This window comes from Pseudomonas sp. GW823-FHT01D03, from assembly GCF_058798255.1.
In genome coordinates, this window is record NZ_JBXAKK010000001.1 from 217,730 (window position 1) to 236,680 (window position 18,951).

The 18,951-nt window shown below is 57.1% G+C and carries 19 protein-coding genes; 5 read left to right on the forward strand and 14 right to left on the reverse strand.

Going from position 1 to position 18,951, the window contains the following annotated elements; all coding sequences use genetic code 11:
* Positions 1-8: 8 nt before the first annotated feature.
* The 9 genes from AC1RBR_RS00935 to mnmG all read right to left on the reverse strand — a co-directional run bounded on the left by AC1RBR_RS00935 (position 9) and on the right by mnmG (position 7,158).
* The gene (locus AC1RBR_RS00935; RefSeq protein ID WP_007911956.1) at positions 9-545 is read right to left on the reverse strand and encodes a F0F1 ATP synthase subunit delta; all 537 of its coding nucleotides are present in this window, start codon (positions 543-545) and stop codon (positions 9-11) included.
* A 12-nt stretch (positions 546-557) separates the two neighbouring features.
* Entirely contained in the window at positions 558-1,028 is a 471-nt protein-coding gene (locus AC1RBR_RS00940) for a F0F1 ATP synthase subunit B (RefSeq protein WP_011336718.1), read from the reverse strand.
* Between the two features lie 59 nt (positions 1,029-1,087).
* A complete protein-coding gene (gene atpE, locus AC1RBR_RS00945) occupies positions 1,088-1,345 on the reverse strand; it encodes a F0F1 ATP synthase subunit C (protein ID WP_003097235.1) in 258 nt (85 codons plus the stop codon).
* Between the two features lie 133 nt (positions 1,346-1,478).
* Complete coding sequence (gene atpB / locus AC1RBR_RS00950) at positions 1,479-2,348, reverse strand: F0F1 ATP synthase subunit A (protein WP_007960779.1); 870 nt, start codon at positions 2,346-2,348, stop codon at positions 1,479-1,481.
* 16 nt (positions 2,349-2,364) lie between these two features.
* Entirely contained in the window at positions 2,365-2,772 is a 408-nt protein-coding gene (locus AC1RBR_RS00955; RefSeq protein WP_003229783.1) for a F0F1 ATP synthase subunit I, read from the reverse strand.
* 148 nt (positions 2,773-2,920) lie between these two features.
* Entirely contained in the window at positions 2,921-3,793 is an 873-nt protein-coding gene (locus tag AC1RBR_RS00960) for a ParB/RepB/Spo0J family partition protein (RefSeq protein ID WP_007960777.1), read from the reverse strand.
* 9 nt (positions 3,794-3,802) lie between these two features.
* Entirely contained in the window at positions 3,803-4,600 is a 798-nt protein-coding gene (locus tag AC1RBR_RS00965) for a ParA family protein (RefSeq protein WP_003229787.1), read from the reverse strand.
* Positions 4,601-4,618: 18 nt separating this feature from the next.
* Positions 4,619-5,263: a 16S rRNA (guanine(527)-N(7))-methyltransferase RsmG gene (rsmG, locus tag AC1RBR_RS00970; RefSeq protein WP_492562559.1), complete on the reverse strand. Its 645-nt coding sequence runs from the start codon at positions 5,261-5,263 to the stop codon at positions 4,619-4,621.
* The gene (gene mnmG, locus AC1RBR_RS00975) at positions 5,260-7,158 is read right to left on the reverse strand and encodes a tRNA uridine-5-carboxymethylaminomethyl(34) synthesis enzyme MnmG (protein WP_492562561.1); all 1,899 of its coding nucleotides are present in this window, start codon (positions 7,156-7,158) and stop codon (positions 5,260-5,262) included. The genes rsmG and mnmG overlap by 4 nt, the downstream gene beginning before the upstream one ends.
* A gap of 569 nt (positions 7,159-7,727) precedes the next feature.
* On the opposite strand from mnmG, the gene AC1RBR_RS00980 reads away from it, so the two are divergent.
* From AC1RBR_RS00980 to AC1RBR_RS00990, 3 genes are all read left to right on the forward strand, one after another.
* On the forward strand, positions 7,728-8,234 hold the full coding sequence (locus AC1RBR_RS00980) for a sigma-70 family RNA polymerase sigma factor (RefSeq protein ID WP_492562562.1): 507 nt from the start codon (positions 7,728-7,730) through the stop codon (positions 8,232-8,234).
* Positions 8,234-9,181, forward strand: a complete 948-nt coding sequence (locus tag AC1RBR_RS00985; RefSeq protein ID WP_492562563.1) for a FecR domain-containing protein — start codon at positions 8,234-8,236, stop codon at positions 9,179-9,181. The genes AC1RBR_RS00980 and AC1RBR_RS00985 overlap by 1 nt, the downstream gene beginning before the upstream one ends.
* Before the next feature lie 119 nt (positions 9,182-9,300).
* The gene (locus AC1RBR_RS00990) at positions 9,301-11,736 is read left to right on the forward strand and encodes a TonB-dependent siderophore receptor (RefSeq protein ID WP_492562564.1); all 2,436 of its coding nucleotides are present in this window, start codon (positions 9,301-9,303) and stop codon (positions 11,734-11,736) included.
* Between the two features lie 41 nt (positions 11,737-11,777).
* Here the strand turns inward: AC1RBR_RS00990 and mnmE are convergent, their stop codons facing one another.
* The 5 genes from mnmE to rpmH all read right to left on the reverse strand — a co-directional run bounded on the left by mnmE (position 11,778) and on the right by rpmH (position 15,705).
* The gene (gene mnmE, locus AC1RBR_RS00995) at positions 11,778-13,148 is read right to left on the reverse strand and encodes a tRNA uridine-5-carboxymethylaminomethyl(34) synthesis GTPase MnmE (RefSeq protein ID WP_492562566.1); all 1,371 of its coding nucleotides are present in this window, start codon (positions 13,146-13,148) and stop codon (positions 11,778-11,780) included.
* Positions 13,149-13,229: 81 nt separating this feature from the next.
* Positions 13,230-14,912 (reverse strand): membrane protein insertase YidC, encoded by a 1,683-nt coding sequence (gene yidC, locus AC1RBR_RS01000; protein WP_115986445.1) that lies wholly within the window; start codon positions 14,910-14,912, stop codon positions 13,230-13,232.
* Positions 14,913-14,914: 2 nt separating this feature from the next.
* Positions 14,915-15,160 carry a membrane protein insertion efficiency factor YidD gene (gene yidD / locus AC1RBR_RS01005; RefSeq protein ID WP_010465488.1) on the reverse strand — a complete coding sequence of 82 codons (246 nt, stop codon included), beginning with the start codon at positions 15,158-15,160 and terminating at the stop codon, positions 14,915-14,917.
* Positions 15,153-15,554: a ribonuclease P protein component gene (rnpA, locus tag AC1RBR_RS01010; protein WP_011336726.1), complete on the reverse strand. Its 402-nt coding sequence runs from the start codon at positions 15,552-15,554 to the stop codon at positions 15,153-15,155. The genes yidD and rnpA overlap by 8 nt, the downstream gene beginning before the upstream one ends.
* Positions 15,555-15,570: 16 nt before the next feature.
* The gene (rpmH, locus tag AC1RBR_RS01015) at positions 15,571-15,705 is read right to left on the reverse strand and encodes a 50S ribosomal protein L34 (RefSeq protein ID WP_003213577.1); all 135 of its coding nucleotides are present in this window, start codon (positions 15,703-15,705) and stop codon (positions 15,571-15,573) included.
* Between the two features lie 566 nt (positions 15,706-16,271).
* Here rpmH and dnaA point away from each other — a divergent pair.
* Positions 16,272-17,795 carry a chromosomal replication initiator protein DnaA gene (gene dnaA, locus AC1RBR_RS01020; protein WP_095139791.1) on the forward strand — a complete coding sequence of 508 codons (1,524 nt, stop codon included), beginning with the start codon at positions 16,272-16,274 and terminating at the stop codon, positions 17,793-17,795.
* Positions 17,796-17,834: 39 nt separating this feature from the next.
* Positions 17,835-18,938: a DNA polymerase III subunit beta gene (gene dnaN, locus AC1RBR_RS01025; RefSeq protein WP_003220202.1), complete on the forward strand. Its 1,104-nt coding sequence runs from the start codon at positions 17,835-17,837 to the stop codon at positions 18,936-18,938.
* The last annotated feature ends 13 nt before the right edge of the window (positions 18,939-18,951 follow it).

Here is an 18,951-nt window from a genome sequence, read left to right on the forward strand (position 1 = left end):
CTTCAAACTCAAGATTTCAATGCTTCGGCAAGTTTCGCGATTTTGCCGCGAATCGAGCCATCGATAACCAGGTCGCCGGCGCGGATAACGACACCCCCTATAAGGGCAGCATCCTCCGCAACTTGCAGGCGCACTTCCCGGTTGAGTCGTGCACTGAGAACCTTGGCGAGTTTGTCTTGCTGTTCTTGGTTCAATGCGAAAGCACTGGTCACTTCAACGTCTACCGACTTCTCTTGTTCGGCCTTGTACAGGTCGAACAGAGCGGCGATCTCCGGCAGAAGCGGGAGACGGTCGTTTTCGGCAACGACATTGATGAAGTTCTGTGCCTTGGCATCAAACTTGTCGCCGCACACGTCAATGAACGTGGCGGCCTTTTCTGCGCTCGTCAGTCGCGGGGCCTTGAGCACGCGCTGCATGGTGTCGTCTTGCGACACCGCTGCAGCCAGGCCGAGCATGGCTGACCAATTGGCCAGTTGCTGGTGGGCCTGAGCGTGCTCGAAGGCCGCCTTAGCGTAAGGTCGGGCCAACGTGGTCAGTTCTGCCATGATCGCCCTCGCTTAGATTTCAGCAGCCAGTTGGTTAACCAGCTCTGCGTGCGCGTTTTGATCGATTGTGGCACCCAGGATCTTCTCGGCGCCGCCGACAGCCAGCAAGCCCACTTGGGCACGCAGCTTGTCTTTGACACTGTTCAGTTCCTGTTCGATCTCGGCTTGAGCCTGAACCTTCACACGGTCAGCGTCGATACGGGCTTTTTCAACAGCCTCTTCAACGATCTGGTTACCGCGTTTCTTGGCTTGCTCGATGATTTCAGCTGCCTGAGCTTTCGCTTCGCGCAGTTGCTGACCCGCTTTCTCTTGGGCCAACTCCAGGTCGCGAGCTGCACGGCTGGCAGCGTCCAGACCATCAGCGATCTTCTTTTGACGTTCGTGCAGTGCCGCGATGACCGGAGGCCATACGAACTTCATGCAGAACAGTACAAAAATCAGGAACGCAACGGACTGGCCAATCAGGGTCGCATTAATGTTCACGCCAACACCTCGCAGTTACGTTGTCCATCACACCAAATTACTCGGAAGAATCCGGGTAATTAGCCAGCGATCTGACCAACGAACGGGTTCGCAAAGGTGAAGAACAGAGCGATACCAACACCGATCATGGTTACGGCGTCGAGCAGACCGGCAACGATGAACATTTTAACTTGCAGCATTGGAACCATTTCTGGCTGACGCGCTGCGCCTTCCAGGAACTTGCCGCCCAGCAGGCCGAAACCAATTGCGGTACCCAGTGCGCCCAGGCCGATCAACAGTGCAACAGCGATAGCGGTTAGACCAACTACAGTTTCCATCTTTCCTCCCGACTTTTACGTCGTATGGTTTAGGTTTTTTAGATTAAAGCGGTAAAACAAATCGTTTCAGGTGCCCTGTGAAGAGCCCCTTCCCGTTTGACCGGGAAGGACATCAGACTAGTCGAGACTGGTCTTAATGGTTTTCTTCGTGCGCCATCGACAGGTAGACGATGGTCAGCATCATGAAGATGAACGCCTGCAGTGTGATGATCAGGATGTGGAACACAGCCCACGCCCACTGCAGAACAACGCCCAGGCCGCTCAGCCAGAGCAGGCCGCTGCCGAACATCACAGCGATCAGAATGAACACCAGCTCACCGGCATACATGTTGCCGAACAGACGCAGAGCCAGAGAGATCGGCTTGGCGATCAGGGTCACGAATTCCAGCAGGAAGTTCACCGGGATCAGCAGGGCCTGAACGAAGATGTTCTTGCTGCCGAACGGGTGCAGGGTCAGTTCGCCGATGAAGCCGCCGATGCCCTTGACCTTGATGCTATAGAAAATGATCAGTGCGAAAACCGAGAACGCCATGCCCAGAGTCGCGTTCGGGTCGGTAGTCGACACGGCACGGAACGGGATGTGGTGGTCGCCGGTGATCAGGATGGCCAGCTGAGGAATCCAGTCGACCGGTACCAGGTCGACGGCGTTCATCAGGAACACCCAGACGAAGATGGTCAGTGCCAGCGGTGCAATCACCGGGCTACGGCCATGGAAGCTGTCTTTCACGCTGCCATCGACGAATTCGACCAATACTTCAACGAAGTTCTGCAAAGCACCTGGCTGACCCGAAGTCGCTTTCTTTGCCGCCATGCGGAAAAGGAAAACGAAGATCAGACCCAGCGCGACCGACCAGCCGAGGGTATCGACGTGGAAAGCCCAGAAGCCCATTTCCTTGGCTTCTGCTGCGGTATGGGCAAAGCCCCAGCCGCCGTTAGGTAGCTGACCGAAGGTCAGGTTCTGCAAGTGGTGCTGGATATAGCCCGAAGCGGTTGTTTCTGCCATGGTTGCCTCAAACGCCCTAAGGTCTCGAAAGTCTTGTTCTCATCAGCAGGGGAGCGAACCAGCTGACCGACTGAGTCAGCACGAAAGCGCCGAATACTGCGATCGGCGCCAATGGCTTCACACCTGCAAACACCAGTGCAAACAGCACTGCCGTCAAAATCAGTTTGCCTGCCTCGCCGGCATAAAATGACCGGACGATGGACTGGGCTGCTCGGGCGCCGGAAAACCGAAATGCCTTGTGAGCGAAATAAACATTGGGCAGCAAGGCTATCAGGCCTCCGCAAAGTCCCGAGTATCCGGCAACGACTCCATGCCATTGCCAGAGCGCCAAAGCGGCAATGAGCAAAATGACAAATTGAGCCATCAACACCGGAAAAACCGCCAGGCGATGGAACGGCAGGCGGTTTGGCTTGCGGGTTTCCATCACGTTCGCTCTCCAATGGTCGGCTGCCAGAATTCAATAACTTGGCATAATTTGTGCCGACAAAATGCGCGCAGAGTATAGGGGCGGTTCTGCCCCTATTCAACTGTCAGGTAGTGATTTCCGACTGCGCGCTACATGAGGAAATGTTTCAGCGGATGTGTGCGAGCACACCTTGAAGCTCATCGAGTGAGTTATAACCAATCACCAGTTGGCCTTTTCCCTTCTTCCCGTGGCGAATCTGCACCGCAGAGCCTAGGCGCTCGGCCAGACGCTGTTCGAGCCGCGCGATATCCGGGTCGGGTTTGGCCGCTTCCACAGGCTCCGGTTTGCCACTCAACCACTGGCGAACCAGTGCCTCGGTTTGGCGCACTGTAAGGCCGCGTGCGACAACATGTCGCGCCCCTTCCACCTGTTGATTGTCCGGCAGACCGAGCAAAGCACGGGCATGACCCATTTCCAGGTCACCGTGGGACAGCATGGTTTTGATGACTTCGGGCAGTGCAATAAGTCGCAACAGGTTAGCCACAGTCACGCGGGACTTACCCACAGCCTCGGCAACCTGTTGCTGAGTGAGCTGGAATTCCTGCTGCAGACGCTGCAAGGCGACGGCTTCTTCAATCGGGTTCAGGTCTTCACGCTGGATGTTCTCGATCAGCGCAATGGCGATCGCGGTTTCATCCGGCACATCACGGACCATCGCCGGGATAGTCTCCTGGCCAGCCTGCTGGCTGGCGCGCCAGCGGCGTTCACCGGCGATGATTTCGAAGCGGCCACCGCCAATCGGGCGCACGACGATCGGCTGCATCACGCCTTGCGCCTTGATCGACTGCGCCAGCTCTTCCAGCGCCTGCGGATCCATGTCGCGGCGTGGCTGGTATTTGCCACGCTGCAGCAGATCCAGCGGCAGGTGTTGCAGTTCACGGGTATCGGCCTGCGCCGCCTGCTCTTCCAGCGCGCTGACGGTCGGACCACTCAGCAGTGCATCCAGTCCACGTCCGAGACCTCGTTTCTTGACGGCCATGGGGATTCCTTAAGTTGGCTGGGCAGCGGCGATGCGTGAATTTTTGCGCTGACGGCGAACCATCTCGCCCGCCAGGGCCAGGTAGGCCAGCGCGCCGCGCGATTGCTTGTCGTAGGCCAATGCCGGCATCCCGTAACTCGGCGCTTCGGCCAGACGGATGTTGCGCGGGATCACCGTGTCGTACAGCTGTTCGCCAAAGTGTTCCTTGAGCTGCGCCGAAACATCGTTCATCAGGCTTAGACGCGGGTCGTACATGGTGCGCAGCAAACCTTCGACCTTGAGGTTGGGGTTCAGCAGTTCGGCGATGCGCTTGATGTTATCCACAAGGTCGCTCAAGCCTTCGAGCGCAAAGTATTCGCACTGCATGGGGATAATCACCCCGTCAGCGGCGACCAGTGCGTTCAATGTGAGCATCGACAGCGACGGCGGGCAGTCGATCAAAATGTAATCGTAGTTTTCACGGATGGGCGCCAGCGCGCTTCGCAGACGGCTTTCCTTCATCTGCATTTCCAGCAGAACCACTTCTGCCGCGGTCAGGTCGCGGTTGGCCGGCAGCAGTTGATAACCGCCGTGCTCGGAGTAGTGCATGGCCTGGGCCAGATCGCATTCGCCGATCAGCAGGTCGTAGACCGAGTTTTCCAGGCCATGTTTATCCACACCGCTACCCATGGTGGCGTTGCCCTGTGGATCGAGATCGATCAACAGCACCCGGCGCTTGGTCGCGACCAGGGATGCTGCGAGGTTGATGCAGGTGGTGGTCTTGCCCACACCACCCTTCTGGTTCGCTATCGCGAATACCTTAGCCATTCTTGCTTGTGTTCCCAATCATGCCGTGCGGCGCAGTATCAGCAGATGGCGTTGGCCTTGGCAACCGGGTACGGCCAGGGCGTGTTCGCTATCGAGTTTGAAGTCTGCCGGCAATGCTACCAGCTCATCGGCCGGATGAACGCCCTTCATTGCCAGCCAGCGCGTGTCGGCATCGCCGAGGTGGCGAGTCCAGTTGGTGAAGTTCTCCATGCTGCTGAATGCCCGGGAAATGATCCCGTTAAATGGCTGGGCAGGCTGGAACGCTTCAACGCGACTGTGGATAACTTGCAGGTTATCCAGTTTGAGTTCGAGTTTGACCTGAGTCAGGAAGCGGGTTTTCTTGCCGTTGCTGTCCAGACAGGTCACTTGCGAATCCGGATACAGGATCGCCAACGGGATCCCCGGCATGCCGCCGCCGCTGCCGACGTCGAGCCAGCGGCCGTTTTCGATGAACGACATCACGCTCAAGCTATCGAGCAGATGCCGCGAAACCATTTCGTCAGGATCGCGAACTGCAGTCAGGTTGTAGGCCTGGTTCCATTTGATCAACAGGGCCAGGTAGCCCAGCAACAATTCGTGCTGGGCTGCGCTGAGATTGACACCGAGCTCGCGGGCTCCTGTGGATAACTCTTCGGAGTGTTGCGAAGTGACCTTAGAACTCAAGCGCTTTGCTCCAACTGACGGCCCGCGCCGCGTTTTTTCAAATGAATCATCAACAGCGAAATCGCTGCCGGGGTCACGCCCGGGATCCGCGAAGCCTGACCGAGCGTCTCCGGACGCGTCGCACCGAGCTTGCTCTGGATCTCCTTGGAGAGACCGGAAATGTTGGTGTAATCGATATCCACAGGCAGTTTCGTGTCTTCACTGGCGCGCAGACGGGCGATTTCGTCCTGTTGACGGTCGATGTAACCGGCGTATTTGGTCTTGATCTCAACCTGTTCGGCGACCTGTGGGTCTTCTGCACCGTTGCCGGTCACTTCGACCAGACCAGCGTAGTCGATTTCCGGACGGCTCAAGAGGTTGAGCAAGTTGTATTCGTGAGTCAGCGGCGTGCCGAATTTTTCGGCAATCGCATCGCCTTGCTGAGTGCCCGGGCGAACCCAGGTGCTCTTCAGGCGCTGCTCTTCGAGTTCGATGCTTTCGCGTTTCTTGCAGAAGGCCGCCCAACGCGCGTCATCGACCAGACCCAGTTCGCGACCTTTTTCGGTCAGACGCAAGTCGGCGTTGTCTTCACGCAGGATCAGGCGGTACTCGGCACGGGAAGTGAACATGCGGTACGGCTCTTGGGTACCGAGAGTGATCAGGTCGTCAACCAGCACGCCGATGTACGCCTCGTCGCGACGCGGGCACCAGGCTTCTTTGCCCTTCGCGCGCAGCGCAGCGTTGGCCCCGGCGAGCAAACCTTGCGCACCGGCTTCTTCGTAACCGGTGGTGCCGTTGATCTGACCAGCGAAGAACAGCCCGCCGATAACTTTGGTTTCCAAGCTGTATTTCAGGTCACGAGGGTCGAAGTAGTCGTACTCGATCGCATAACCCGGACGCACGATGTGCGCGTTTTCCATGCCGCGGATCGATTGCACGATCTGCAATTGCACGTCGAACGGCAAGCTTGTGGATATCCCGTTCGGGTACAGCTCATGGGTGGTCAGGCCTTCCGGCTCGATGAACACCTGATGGCTTTCCTTGTCGGCAAAGCGATGGATCTTGTCTTCGATCGACGGGCAGTAGCGCGGACCAACACCCTCGATTTCGCCGGCGGCGGAATACATCGGCGAACGGTCGAGGTTCGCCGCGATGATTTCGTGGGTGCGGGCGTTGGTGTGGGTGATCCAGCAACTGACCTGGCGTGGATGCTGTTCCTTGTTGCCCATGAACGACATCACCGGAATCGGCGTATCGCCCGGTTGCTCGGTCATCACCGAGAAATCCACAGACTTGCCGTCAATGCGCGGTGGCGTACCGGTTTTCAGGCGACCAACACGCAGCGGCAGTTCACGCAGACGATGTGCCAGGGCAATCGACGGCGGATCACCGGCGCGACCGCCGGAGAAATTCTGCAAACCGATGTGGATAAGTCCACCGAGGAAGGTACCAGTGGTCAACACCACGGAATCAGCGAAGAACCGCAGACCCATTTGTGTGACGACACCACGTACCTGGTCCTGCTCAACGATAAGGTCGTCAGCGGCCTGTTGAAATATCCACAGGTTCGGCTGGTTTTCCAGAATTTCGCGGACAGCGGCCTTGTACAGAATGCGGTCGGCTTGCGCACGGGTCGCCCGTACGGCCGGACCTTTGCGGCTGTTCAATACGCGAAACTGGATGCCGCCCAGATCGGTAGCCATGGCCATCGCGCCGCCGAGGGCGTCGATTTCCTTGACCAGATGGCTTTTGCCAATACCACCGATGGCCGGGTTGCAGCTCATGGCACCGAGGGTTTCCACGTTATGCGTCAGCAACAGGGTTTTTGCCCCCATACGTGCTGAGGCCAGTGCTGCCTCGGTACCGGCATGACCGCCGCCGATGACGATCACTTCAAAACGGGAAGGGAAATCCACCACGCACCTCGTGCCTGCTTAAGTAGGTCATTCAGGAATAGTTTGAGATCAGGTTTCTGAACCTGGTCGACAAGTATAGGGACTTCGCCCTTCCTAAAGAACCCTTTGCACAAAAATTAACCAGCTGTGGAGAACTCGAGGTTAAAAGAATAAAAAAGAGAGAAATTTATAAAACCTTTGTTTTAATGCTTATTCTTACTGAGCGACCTTTCTGTGGATAGATTGCTACAGGCCTTATTATTCAAAGTGTACAGAGTTTAAAAACCCTGTTATCAGGTGACAATGAGGCCCTTGGATAACCGCTTTAAGCCTGTGGATGAATGGGATGGTTATCCACAGAGGCAGTTATATCCAGTTTTCAGGCCCTGTTATCAACTGACCTCAGAGGCAGTTATTCACAGGGCTTAATCCACAGAAATTCAACCAAACGGTTTTTTCAGGATGCAGTAAAACGCCACCGAGAGATCGGAGACGAGCATGAAGCCGATAATGGGATGTGTCAGGGCTATTGTGAGAGAACGTAACAGAGGCTAATAATAGCCATTATCATTAACTCGCCAGTTTCTCCCATGTCCCTACCCTCCCATCATGCTGCGATCGAGCAAATCTACGAGCAACACCATTCGTGGCTGTATGGATGGCTCAAGGGCAAACTGCATGACGCCTGCGATGCTGCCGATGTCGCGCATGACACGTTCGTGCGGATCCTCGCGGCCCGTAATGCCTCACAGATTCGCGAACCTCGGGATTATCTGGCGACCATTGCACGCGGCCTCGTCATCGATCGTTATCGAAGACAGGCCATCGAAGTCGCCTACTTGCAGACCTTGGCTGCTCGACCAGAGGCCACCGCCATCAGCGAAGAGGATAAGGCGCTGATCATCGAAACCCTGGTCGCTGTGGATAAAGCCTTGGCTGGTCTGGGCGCGCGAACGCAGAAAATCTTCATGCTTTCGCAGGTCGACGGTCTGACTTATCAACAGATTGCTGTGCAGTTGAATGTCTCACTGACCACAATAAAGAAGCACATGATCCGCGCCCTGACGGAATGTGCCCTGATCATGGCGCAGCCTTGATGGCCATTGCACCGAACCGTAAGGTTTTCGAAGCGGCTGCCAGTTGGTACGTGCAGTTTCAGGCCGATCCGCCGACGCTCGCCGAACAAAAAGCCTGGCAGCTGTGGATAGATAGCGATCCAGCGCATCTGGCGGCCTGGAACCAGATGGAGCAACTGCAGCGTCAGCTCGGCACTTTGCCGCAGGATTTGAAACGTCGCGCATTGAATACTGGCCAACAACGGCGCCAGGTAATTAAATTGTTGCTGCTCGCGACCGGGACGGGGATTCTGGGTTGGAACGCCCAACAACATACCTCCCTTGGAAATGCCTGGGCTGATTACAAAACCGGCGTTGGCCAGCGTCGCAACATCTCATTGGCGGATGGCAGCCAAATCCAGCTCAATACCGATACGGCCATCAATGTGTCTTTCGACGCAACGCAACGGCTGATTCGCTTGCGCTCGGGTGAAATCCTCATTCAGACCGGCAAGCTCGGCGATCAGCGGCCGTTTTTGGTCGAAACCGGGGATGGCCAGATTCAAGCATTGGGTACCCGTTTTTCTGTGCATAAGTTGTCGGGCTCAACGCGGGTCGGCGTGCTGGAAGATCGGGTCAGCGTGCAACCCGCTGATCGTTCAACGAGCGCGTTGATCTTGAAAGCAGGTGAAGGTGCGGATTTCGATCGTCGGCATATCGGGCTCCTGCACCCCTTCAAATCTTCGGCAGTGGCGTGGACCAATGGCCAGCTGATTGTGCTCGATGCGCGGCTGGGCGAGGTGATCGAAGAGCTGGGGCGTTATCGCAGCGGTGTTCTGCACTGCGATAGCCGTGCCCGGGATCTACGGGTATCCGGCACCTTTCGGCTCGATTCCACCGATGCCGTGCTGGCCAATCTTCAGGCCTCGTTACCGATCAATGTCCGCTACTTCACCCGTTATTGGGTCTCGATCAGCCATAGCGTCTGATTGAAAATCACCTGGGGAAAAATAAATCGAAAACAGGGTTATCTTTTTTTGCCCTGGCCCGGCCCTACAGGTAATCGCGATAAACGCGGCTCTTCGCCACCTTCAGGGCTTATCCACACATGCGTCTTCCCACGTTCCGTCAGCGTTTTTCCCACCGCTGCATTGCCTACAGCCTATTGATGACCAGTGCCACGTCCTGCCTGGTAATGACCCATAACGCCTTCGCGGCGACGGCCGCCCAGCGCTACACCATTGCTGCCGGCCCGCTGGACAATGCTTTGAGTCAATTCGCCTCCGCCGCAAGCGTGATTCTGTCGTTCTCGCCGCAGCAGACCAGCCGTTTAACCAGTACCGGACTGAACGGCAACTTCACCGTTGAACAGGGATTCGCCCAACTGCTGCAAGGCTCAGGTTTGCAAGCCGTACCGCAAGCGCCGGGTAGCTACATTCTGCAGGCGCTACCCAGTGGTGATTCGCTGGAACTGGCCCCGACCAACATCAACGGGCAATTGGCCAATCCGATGGACCTGGATTACGCCGCCGACGTCGGCTACAAGGCGCAGAACAGCCGGATCGGTACGAAAACCAGCACGCCGTTGTCGGAAACACCGCGCTCGGTGTCGGTGGTGACCGCACAGCGCATGAAAGATCAGAAATCTCAGACGCTTACCGAAGTACTCGGCTACGTGCCGGGGATCTTTGCTCCACCGTTTGCCGCCGGCGACAGTCTGGCCGGCGATCTGTTTTTCATTCGCGGTTTCAATGCCACCGATTATGGCTACGGCCTGCTACGTGATGGCTTGCGTGTACAAGGTAATCGGTATGACACCAGCACCGAACCTTATGGCCTGGAGCGGGTGGAAGTTTTCCGTGGCCCGTCCTCGCTGCTCTATGGGGAAAACGCACCGGGCGGCCTGGTGAATCTGGTGAGCAAGCGGCCGACCGCAGCTCCTCGCGGCGAAGTGCAACTGGGTTATGGCTCGAACGATCGCCGGCAGATTGGCGTCGATGTGTCCGGGCCACTCAACGACAGCGGCAATGTGTTGGGGCGAGTGGTGATGCTCGGGCGCAAGTCCGACACCCAGACCGATCACGTACCGGATGACCGCATTTACATCGCCCCGTCGCTGACTCTGAATTTCGACGACTTCAACACCTTGACCTTGCTGGCCAACTACCAGAAAGATCACACCAACATGGAACTGGGTCTGCCGGCGGCTGGCACATTGTTGAGCAATCCCAACGGCAAGCTATCCAAAGGCACCATGCTTGGCGACCCGGACTGGAACACCTTCGAACGGGAAACCTGGAGCACCGGTTATGAGTTCAGCCATTCCTTCAACGATGACTGGCAGTTCCGCCAGAACTCGCGCTACATGCAGTCGCGGATCACTCGCCATGAAACCTGGCCGGGCAACCTCAATAACGCAGGCTTCGGCACGCGCCTGAACATGACCGCGTACGATCGCTTCAACAAATCGATGGTGTACTCGCTGGATAACCAACTGGAAGGCAAATTCCAGGTCGGCGAGCTGGAAAACACCGTGCTGTTCGGCGCCAGCTACGACCGGACTTCGTTCAATCAGGACTGGAATGCCGGCATCGTCGGGCCGATCGATATCTACAACCCGGTGTACTTGCGCGATCCGACTACACCGATTGCGGTGCAGAACACCTTGCTCGAACAACAGATGAAAGGTGTTTATGCACAGATCCAGAGTAAGTATGACCACTGGCTGTTTCTGCTTGGCGGTCGTCAGGACTGGGTCGACAGTGACTTCCGCGACAAGGTGGCCAAGAGCAGCAACATCAGTTCCGAGGACAAGAAGTTCACCTATCAGGGCGGTGTGATGTATCAGTTCGACAACGGTATGACGCCGTATGTCAGCTACTCCACGTCGTTCGTGCCGGTACAGCAGATTTCCAATGCCGGTGCGCCGCTCGATCCGATCACCAGCAGCCAATACGAAGTGGGATTGAAATACGAGCCGATCGGCTGGGATACCGCGTTCACTGCGTCGGTGTATGACCTGCGGAAAAAGGACGACACCTACTTCGACTCGACCACGTCGACCTATCGCCAGGTCGGCGAAAGTCGTTCCAAAGGTGTGGAGCTGGAACTCAACAGCAATCTGACCCAGAACCTCAATGTGACAGCGGCATATACCTACACCGACGCGCGGATTACCAAGGACGCGGCGACCTCGTTGGTCAAAGGCCACCAGATGACCGGCGTTCCACGTAATCAGGCGTCGGTCTGGACCAAGTACCGTTTCCTCGATGGCGATTTGAAAGGTTTGTACGTGGGTGGTGGCGTGCGTTACTTCGACAGTGCCTTTGCCTACACCTCGCCTTCGCTCTACGGGAAGCTTGATGCCGGCGATGTCACATTGGTGGATGCGGCCATCGGTTATCAGATCGACACGCACTGGAGCGTCGACCTGAACGCCAAGAACCTGTTCGACAAGGAATATGTGTCGGGATGCAACGACGCTGGACGTTGCTACTGGGGCGAAGATCGCACCTTACTCGGTACCGTTTCTTACAACTGGTGAAACGAAAAGGGCTGTGGATAAATTGTCCACAGCCCTTTTGGTCATTTACCGATGCAGAAGCTGGAGAAGATCCGGCCAAGCAGGTCATCGGAGCTGAATGCCCCAGTGATTTCACCCAAGGACTGCTGCGCCTGACGCAAATCTTCGGCGAGCAACTCTCCTGCGCCGGCCAGCGTCAACTGCGCACGTCCGTGTTCCAGCGCCGCACTGGCATGTCGCAACGCCTCGAGATGCCGCCGACGGGCACTGAAGCTGCTTTCCGAGGTTTGCTCATAGCCCATGCAGGCCTTGAGATGTTCGCGCAGCAATTCCAGACCTTCGCCGGCGGCTTTGGCGCTGAGGCTGATGGTTACGTGGCCATCGTCGCTGACTTCCAGGGCAATCGCCTCACCTGTCAGGTCAGCCTTGTTGCGGATCAAGGTAACTTTGGCCGGATCTGGCCGGGTTTCGAGGAATTCCGGCCATAGGGCGAACGGGTCTGCAGCTTCCGGAGCGGTGGCATCGACTACCAGCAGCACCCGATCCGCTTCAGTGATCGCTTTCAACGCACGCTCGACGCCGATCTTCTCCACCTGATCATCGGTGTCGCGCAGACCTGCAGTGTCCACCACGTGCAATGGCATGCCGTCGATGTGGATATGTTCGCGCAAGATATCCCGGGTCGTGCCGGCAATTTCAGTCACGATCGCCGCTTCGCGGCCGGCCAGGGCATTCAACAGGCTGGACTTGCCAGCATTCGGACGACCGGCGATCACCACCGTCATGCCATCACGTAACAAGGCACCCTGCCCGGCTTCACGCAGTACGGTGGATAACTCTTCACGTACCTTGTCGAGCATGCTCAGCACGCGACCGTCGGCCAGGAAGTCGATTTCCTCTTCCGGGAAATCGATGGCGGCTTCGACGTAGATGCGCAGGCCAATCAGTTGTTCGGTGAGGTTATGCACACGCTGGGAAAACGCCCCCTGCAGGGAGCGCAGTGCATTGCGCGCAGCCTGTGCCGAACTGGCTTCGATCAGGTCGGCGATCGCCTCGGCCTGAGCCAGGTCGAGTTTGTCGTTGAGGAACGCGCGCTCGCTGAATTCACCCGGGCGGGCCAGACGGCAACCCAGTTCCAGGCAACGTTTGAGCAGCATGTCGAGAACGATCGGACCACCGTGTCCCTGCAGTTCCAGCACGTCTTCGCCGGTGAATGAGTTTGGTCCCGGGAAATAAAGGGCCAGGCCTTCGTCCAGCACCTGCTGATCATCACTGAAAAACGCACCGTAATGCGCGTAACGCGGTTTCAGTTCGCGGCCGCTGATAGCTTTGGCCGCAACACTGGCCAACGGCCCGGAAATACGGACGATGCCGACACCACCACGACCTTGAGCGGTGGCGACGGCGGCGATGGTTTCACGAGGTGCGCTCATAAACCGGAATCCAGACAAAAGTGGCAGATAGCAAAACGCCCCACTAGGGGGCGTTTTGAGTGGTGTTATCCACAGTGCAAGTTACGCCTCGGCTTTTTTCGTCGCCGCTTCGATCTTACGCGTGATGTACCACTGTTGTGCAATCGACAGGCAGTTGTTCACAACCCAGTACAGCACCAGACCTGCCGGGAACCACAGGAAGAAGAAGGTGAAGATGATTGGCATCATTTTCATGACCTTCGCCTGCATCGGATCCGGCGGAGTCGGGTTCAACTGCTGCTGGATGAACATGGTTGCGCCCATGATGATCGGCAGAATGAAGAACGGATCCTTGATCGACAGGTCAGTAATCCACAGCATGAACGGCGCCTGGCGCATTTCCACGCTTTCCAGCAGAACCCAGTACAGCGAAAGGAAAACCGGCATCTGCACGAGGATCGGCAAGCAGCCGCCCAGCGGGTTGATCTTCTCTTTCTTGTACAGCTCCATCATGGCTTGCGACATTTTCTGCCGGTCATCGCCATGTTGCTCTTTCAGTGCAGCCAGTTTCGGCGCAACGGCACGCATGCGCGCCATCGATTTGTAGCTGGCAGCCGACAGCGGGAAGAAAATACCCTTGATCAGCATGGTCAGGAAGATGATCGACCAGCCCCAGTTACCGACAATGGCGTGGATATGTTGCAGCAGCCAGAAGATTGGCTGGGCAATGAACCACAGAATGCCGTAGTCGACAGTCAGTTCCAGACCTGGGGACAACTCTTTCAGCACCGCCTGGCTTTTCGGACCGGCGTACAGCACAGCGCTGGTTTCAACTTTGGCACCCGGTGCAGCGGTCAGCGTAGGACCGGTGTAACCGATGATGTAGTTGCCTTTGCTGTCTTTACGGGTCTGGACGATATTGTTTTCGCCCTTGGCCGGAATCCACGCGGTCACGAAGTAGTGTTGCAGCCAGGCTACCCAGCCACCGGTGACGGTTTCTTTCAACTGCGCCTTGTCCATGTCCTTCATGGACACTTTCTTGTACGGCTCCGAACTTGTCCACAGGGCGGCGCCCAAGTAAGTGGCGGTACCCGTAGCGGTTGTGGACGAAGGATCTGCGCTGCTATCACGCTTCAACTGGGCGAACATCGCGCCGTTCCAGGGCTGAGCGCTCTGGTTATCCACAATGTAGGAAACGGCAACGTCATACAGGCCGCGTTTCAGGGTGAAACGCTTGATGTAATTGACGCCGTCCTTGCTGAACTTCAGGTCCACGACCAGTTGATCCTGACCGTCAGCCAGTTGATAAGTCTTCTTCTCCGAGGAGTAGACCGGGCGACCAGCCGGATTTGCGTCCGGGCCGTTGGTGCCGATCAGACCGCTTTGCGCCAGATAAACACGCTCGCCGCCGTTATCGAACAGCTGGAACGGAACGTCCGGACGATCCTGACGACGTGGATACAGAGGCAAGGTCAGTTGAGCAACGTCGCCACCTTGTGGATCGATCGCGAGATCGAGCACGTCGGTTTTGACCTGGATCAGATCCTTGCTGGCAGCGACTGGAGTTTCCACAGGTGCGCTGGTATCGCTCGCGGCACGCGGAATATCGTCACTGGCGGAAGCGTTATTGCCAGGAACGGTGTCCGGCAAACCGGATGCAGTCGTACTGGAAGCAACATTCTGAGTCGGCAGGGCAGCCTGGCCATAGTCCTGGTTCCATTTAAGAACCATAACGTAGGACACGATTGCCAGGGCGACGATCAGGATCGTGCGTTTGATATCCATGATTACTCGGCCATCGAAGAAGAACGGGAGGTAGGGATAGGTGGAACCGGGTCATAACCACCGGGATTCCACGGATGACAGCGACCTAAACGACGAAAGGTCAGCCAGCCACCGCGCAGAAGGCCATGATTTTCGATGGCTTCATACGCGTAGCAAGAACAACTGGGGTAGAAACGACAGTGACTGGCCATCAAAGGACTAATGGCGTAGCGATAAAACTGGATCGGAACGAGTGCCAGTTTACGCATCTGGACTGTCTACCCCTACAGTTTCGGTTTTGACTGCTGGAACTGGCTTGTTACGGGCCAGGCGCTTCCAGAGTTTGCCGAAATGCTGAATCAATTCGGGGTTTTCTACGTCGCCCAAACCTTTGCGCGCAACGATAACGATGTCCCAGCCGACCAGAGAATCCTGGTGCAGACGGAACGATTCGCGCATCAGACGTTTGAGGCGATTGCGCTCAACGGAGAGCTTTACGCTCTTTTTCCCGATAACCAGCCCGAGACGGGGGTGATCAAGGTCGTTGTTGCGCGCAAGGAGCAGGAGATTTTTCCCCGGAACCTTGCCGGTAGGGGAGTCAAAGACTGCCTTGAAATGCCGGGGGGTAAGCAGACGCTTTTCCCGACTGAAGTCCTGACTCACCTCCAGTGCCGGATTATCAAACTGCCAGACGCGCACGACCTTTGGCGCGGCGACGCGACAGGACGGCACGACCGTTCTTGGTAGCCATGCGAGCACGGAAACCGTGGGTACGAGCGCGTTTGATAGTGCTTGGTTGGAAAGTACGTTTCATGTCGTGTTACCTGGTTCGTCCACAACGGGCCGGAATGGCCCCCGTTTTAAGAGACCGGGGATTCTAGAGAAAGCAAGCCTTCAGGTCAATTTCCAACCAGCGTTTCCTTATAAATAGATCTCTGGAGCTCACGGAACCGGAATCCTGTTTGCCAGACATAAAAATAAAGAAGGGAATTATTTAAAGCTTTTCTGTAAAGCTTGTAAAAGCTAGGGCAGCCATCTTCTGTGGATAACCATCTTCAGCCCTTGTACAGCTTGATGTACAGAGAATGACAACTACAGTGGAAAACCGTGTTCAGCCTGTGCTGCGCTGTCGGATAACCTGTGTGTGGAATGGCCAGTTATCCACAGGCTGGTTATCCACCGAGTTCCACCCCCAGTTGTCCAGTGCCCTCAGAGGTGGTTATCCACAGAGCTTATGCACACACCGTTGGTCGCCTTTTTACCGGTTAACGCATTGATTAATCATGGTCACCACACAACCTGCATGTGGATAAGTGGACGGCTCGCCGCTACAATGGCCGCTTGTTTTTGCCTCACCGGCTTTCAACTTAGGGGATATCCGTGTCAGTGGAACTTTGGCAGCAGTGCGTGGAGCTTTTGCGCGAGGAGCTGCCTGCCCAACAATTCAACACCTGGATCCGTCCACTACAGGTCGAAGCCGAAGGCGACGAGTTGCGCGTCTACGCACCGAACCGTTTTGTGCTGGACTGGGTCAACGAAAAGTACCTCGGTCGCGTCCTTGAACTGCTGGATGAGCACGGCAACGGCATGGCGCCAGCGCTTTCCTTATTAATAGGCAGCAAACGCAGCTCGGCACCGCGTGCCGCGCCGAACGCGCCGTTGGCTGCTGCGCAGGTGTCCCAGGCTCAGGCCAATACCGTGCCGGCCAGTGCACCAGCACCTGCTCCAAGTGCAGCCCCGGCCAAGCGCTCGACGCAGAAAACCGAGGAAGTCAGTGAAGAGCCGTCCCGCGACAGCTTCGACCCGATGGCCGGTGCGGCCTCGCAACAGGCCCCGGTTCGCGCCGAACAGCGCACGGTGCAGGTCGAAGGCGCGCTCAAGCACACCAGTTACCTGAACCGCACCTTCACCTTCGAGAATTTCGTCGAAGGCAAGTCCAACCAGCTCGCCCGCGCAGCGGCCTGGCAGGTGGCGGACAATCCCAAGCATGGTTACAACCCGCTGTTCCTTTATGGCGGCGTCGGCCTGGGTAAAACGCACTTGATGCACGCTGTGGGTAACCATCTATTAAAGAAGAACCCGAATGCCAAGGTCGTGTACCTGCATTCCGAGCGCTTCGTGGCCGACATGGTCAAGGCGCTGCAACTGAACGCGATCAACGAGTTCAAGCGTTTCTACCGTTCGGTGGACGCTCTGCTGATCGACGACATTCAGTTCTTCGCCCGCAAAGAGCGTTCCCAGGAAGAGTTTTTCCACACCTTCAACGCCCTGCTTGAAGGTGGCCAGCAGGTCATTCTGACCAGTGACCGCTACCCGAAAGAAATCGAAGGCCTTGAAGAGCGCCTCAAATCCCGCTTTGGCTGGGGCCTGACGGTTGCCGTCGAGCCGCCGGAGCTGGAAACCCGCGTGGCGATCTTGATGAAGAAGGCCGACCAGGCCAAAGTCGAGTTGCCTCACGATGCGGCGTTCTTCATCGCCCAACGAATTCGTTCCAACGTCCGTGAGCTGGAAGGCGCGCTGAAACGCGTGATCGCCCACTCACACTTCATGGGCCGTGACATCACCATCGAGTTGATTCGCGAATCCCTGAAAGACTTGTTGGCATTGCAGGACAAACTGGTCTCTGTGGATAACATTCAGCGCACCGTCGCCGAGTACTACAAGATCAAGATCTCCGACCTGCTGTCCAAGCGCCGTTCGCGCTCGGTGGCACGTCCGCGTCAGGTGGCCATGGCGCTGTCTAAGGAACTGACCAACCACAGCCTGCCGGAAATCGGCGATGTGTTTGGTGGTCGCGACCACACGACGGTGCTGCACGCCTGCCGCAAGATCAACGAACTTAAGGAATCCGACGCGGACATCCGCGAGGACTACAAGAACCTGCTGCGTACACTGACTACTTGATGAACACCAGCGCAGCTTATTAAGGCAAGGGACTAGACCATGCATTTCACCATTCAACGCGAAGCCCTGTTGAAACCCCTGCAACTGGTCGCAGGCGTCGTCGAGCGCCGACAGACCTTGCCGGTACTGTCCAACGTGCTGTTGGTCGTCGATGGCCAGCAACTGTCGCTGACCGGTACTGACCTGGAAGTCGAGCTGGTCGGTCGCGTGCAACTCGAAGAGCCGGCCGAAACCGGTTCCATTACTGTGCCTGCGCGCAAGCTGATGGATATCTGCAAGAGCCTGCCCAACGACGCGCTGATCGACATCAAGGTCGACGAGCAGAAGCTGGTCGTGAAGGCCGGCCGCAGCCGTTTCACCCTGTCGACCCTGCCGGCCAACGATTTCCCGACGGTTGAAGAAGGCCCGGGTTCGCTGACCTGCAGCCTGGAGCAGAGCAAACTGCGTCGCCTGATCGAACGCACCAGCTTTGCCATGGCCCAGCAGGACGTGCGCTACTACCTCAACGGTATGCTGCTGGAAGTCTCGGCCGGTGTGATCCGTGCTGTGGCCACCGACGGCCACCGTCTGGCCATGTGCTCGATGCAGGCCGATATCGGTCAGCCGGATCGCCATCAGGTGATCGTGCCGCGCAAAGGCATTCTGGAACTGGCGCGTCTGCTCACCGAGCCGGATGGCAACGTCAGCATCGTTCTGGGCCAGCACCACATCCGTGCCACCACCGGCGAATTTACCTTCACCTCGAAGCTGGTCGACGGCAAGTTCCCGGACTACGAGCGCGTTCTGCCGAAGGGTGGCGACAAGCTGGTACTGGGCGATCGTCAGGCTCTGCGTGAAGCGTTCAGCCGTACCGCGATTCTGTCCAACGAGAAGTACCGCGGCATCCGTCTGCAACTGGCCAACGGTCAGTTGAAGATCCAGGCCAACAACCCGGAGCAGGAAGAAGCGGAAGAAGAAGTGGGCGTTGAATACAACGGCGGTTCGCTGGAAATCGGCTTCAACGTGAGCTACCTGCTCGACGTGCTGGGCGTGATGACCACCGAACAGGTTCGCCTGATCCTGTCCGACTCCAACAGCAGTGCGCTGGTGCAAGAGTCCGACAATGACGACTCGGCTTATGTTGTCATGCCGATGCGTCTGTAATCAGCTGATCCTG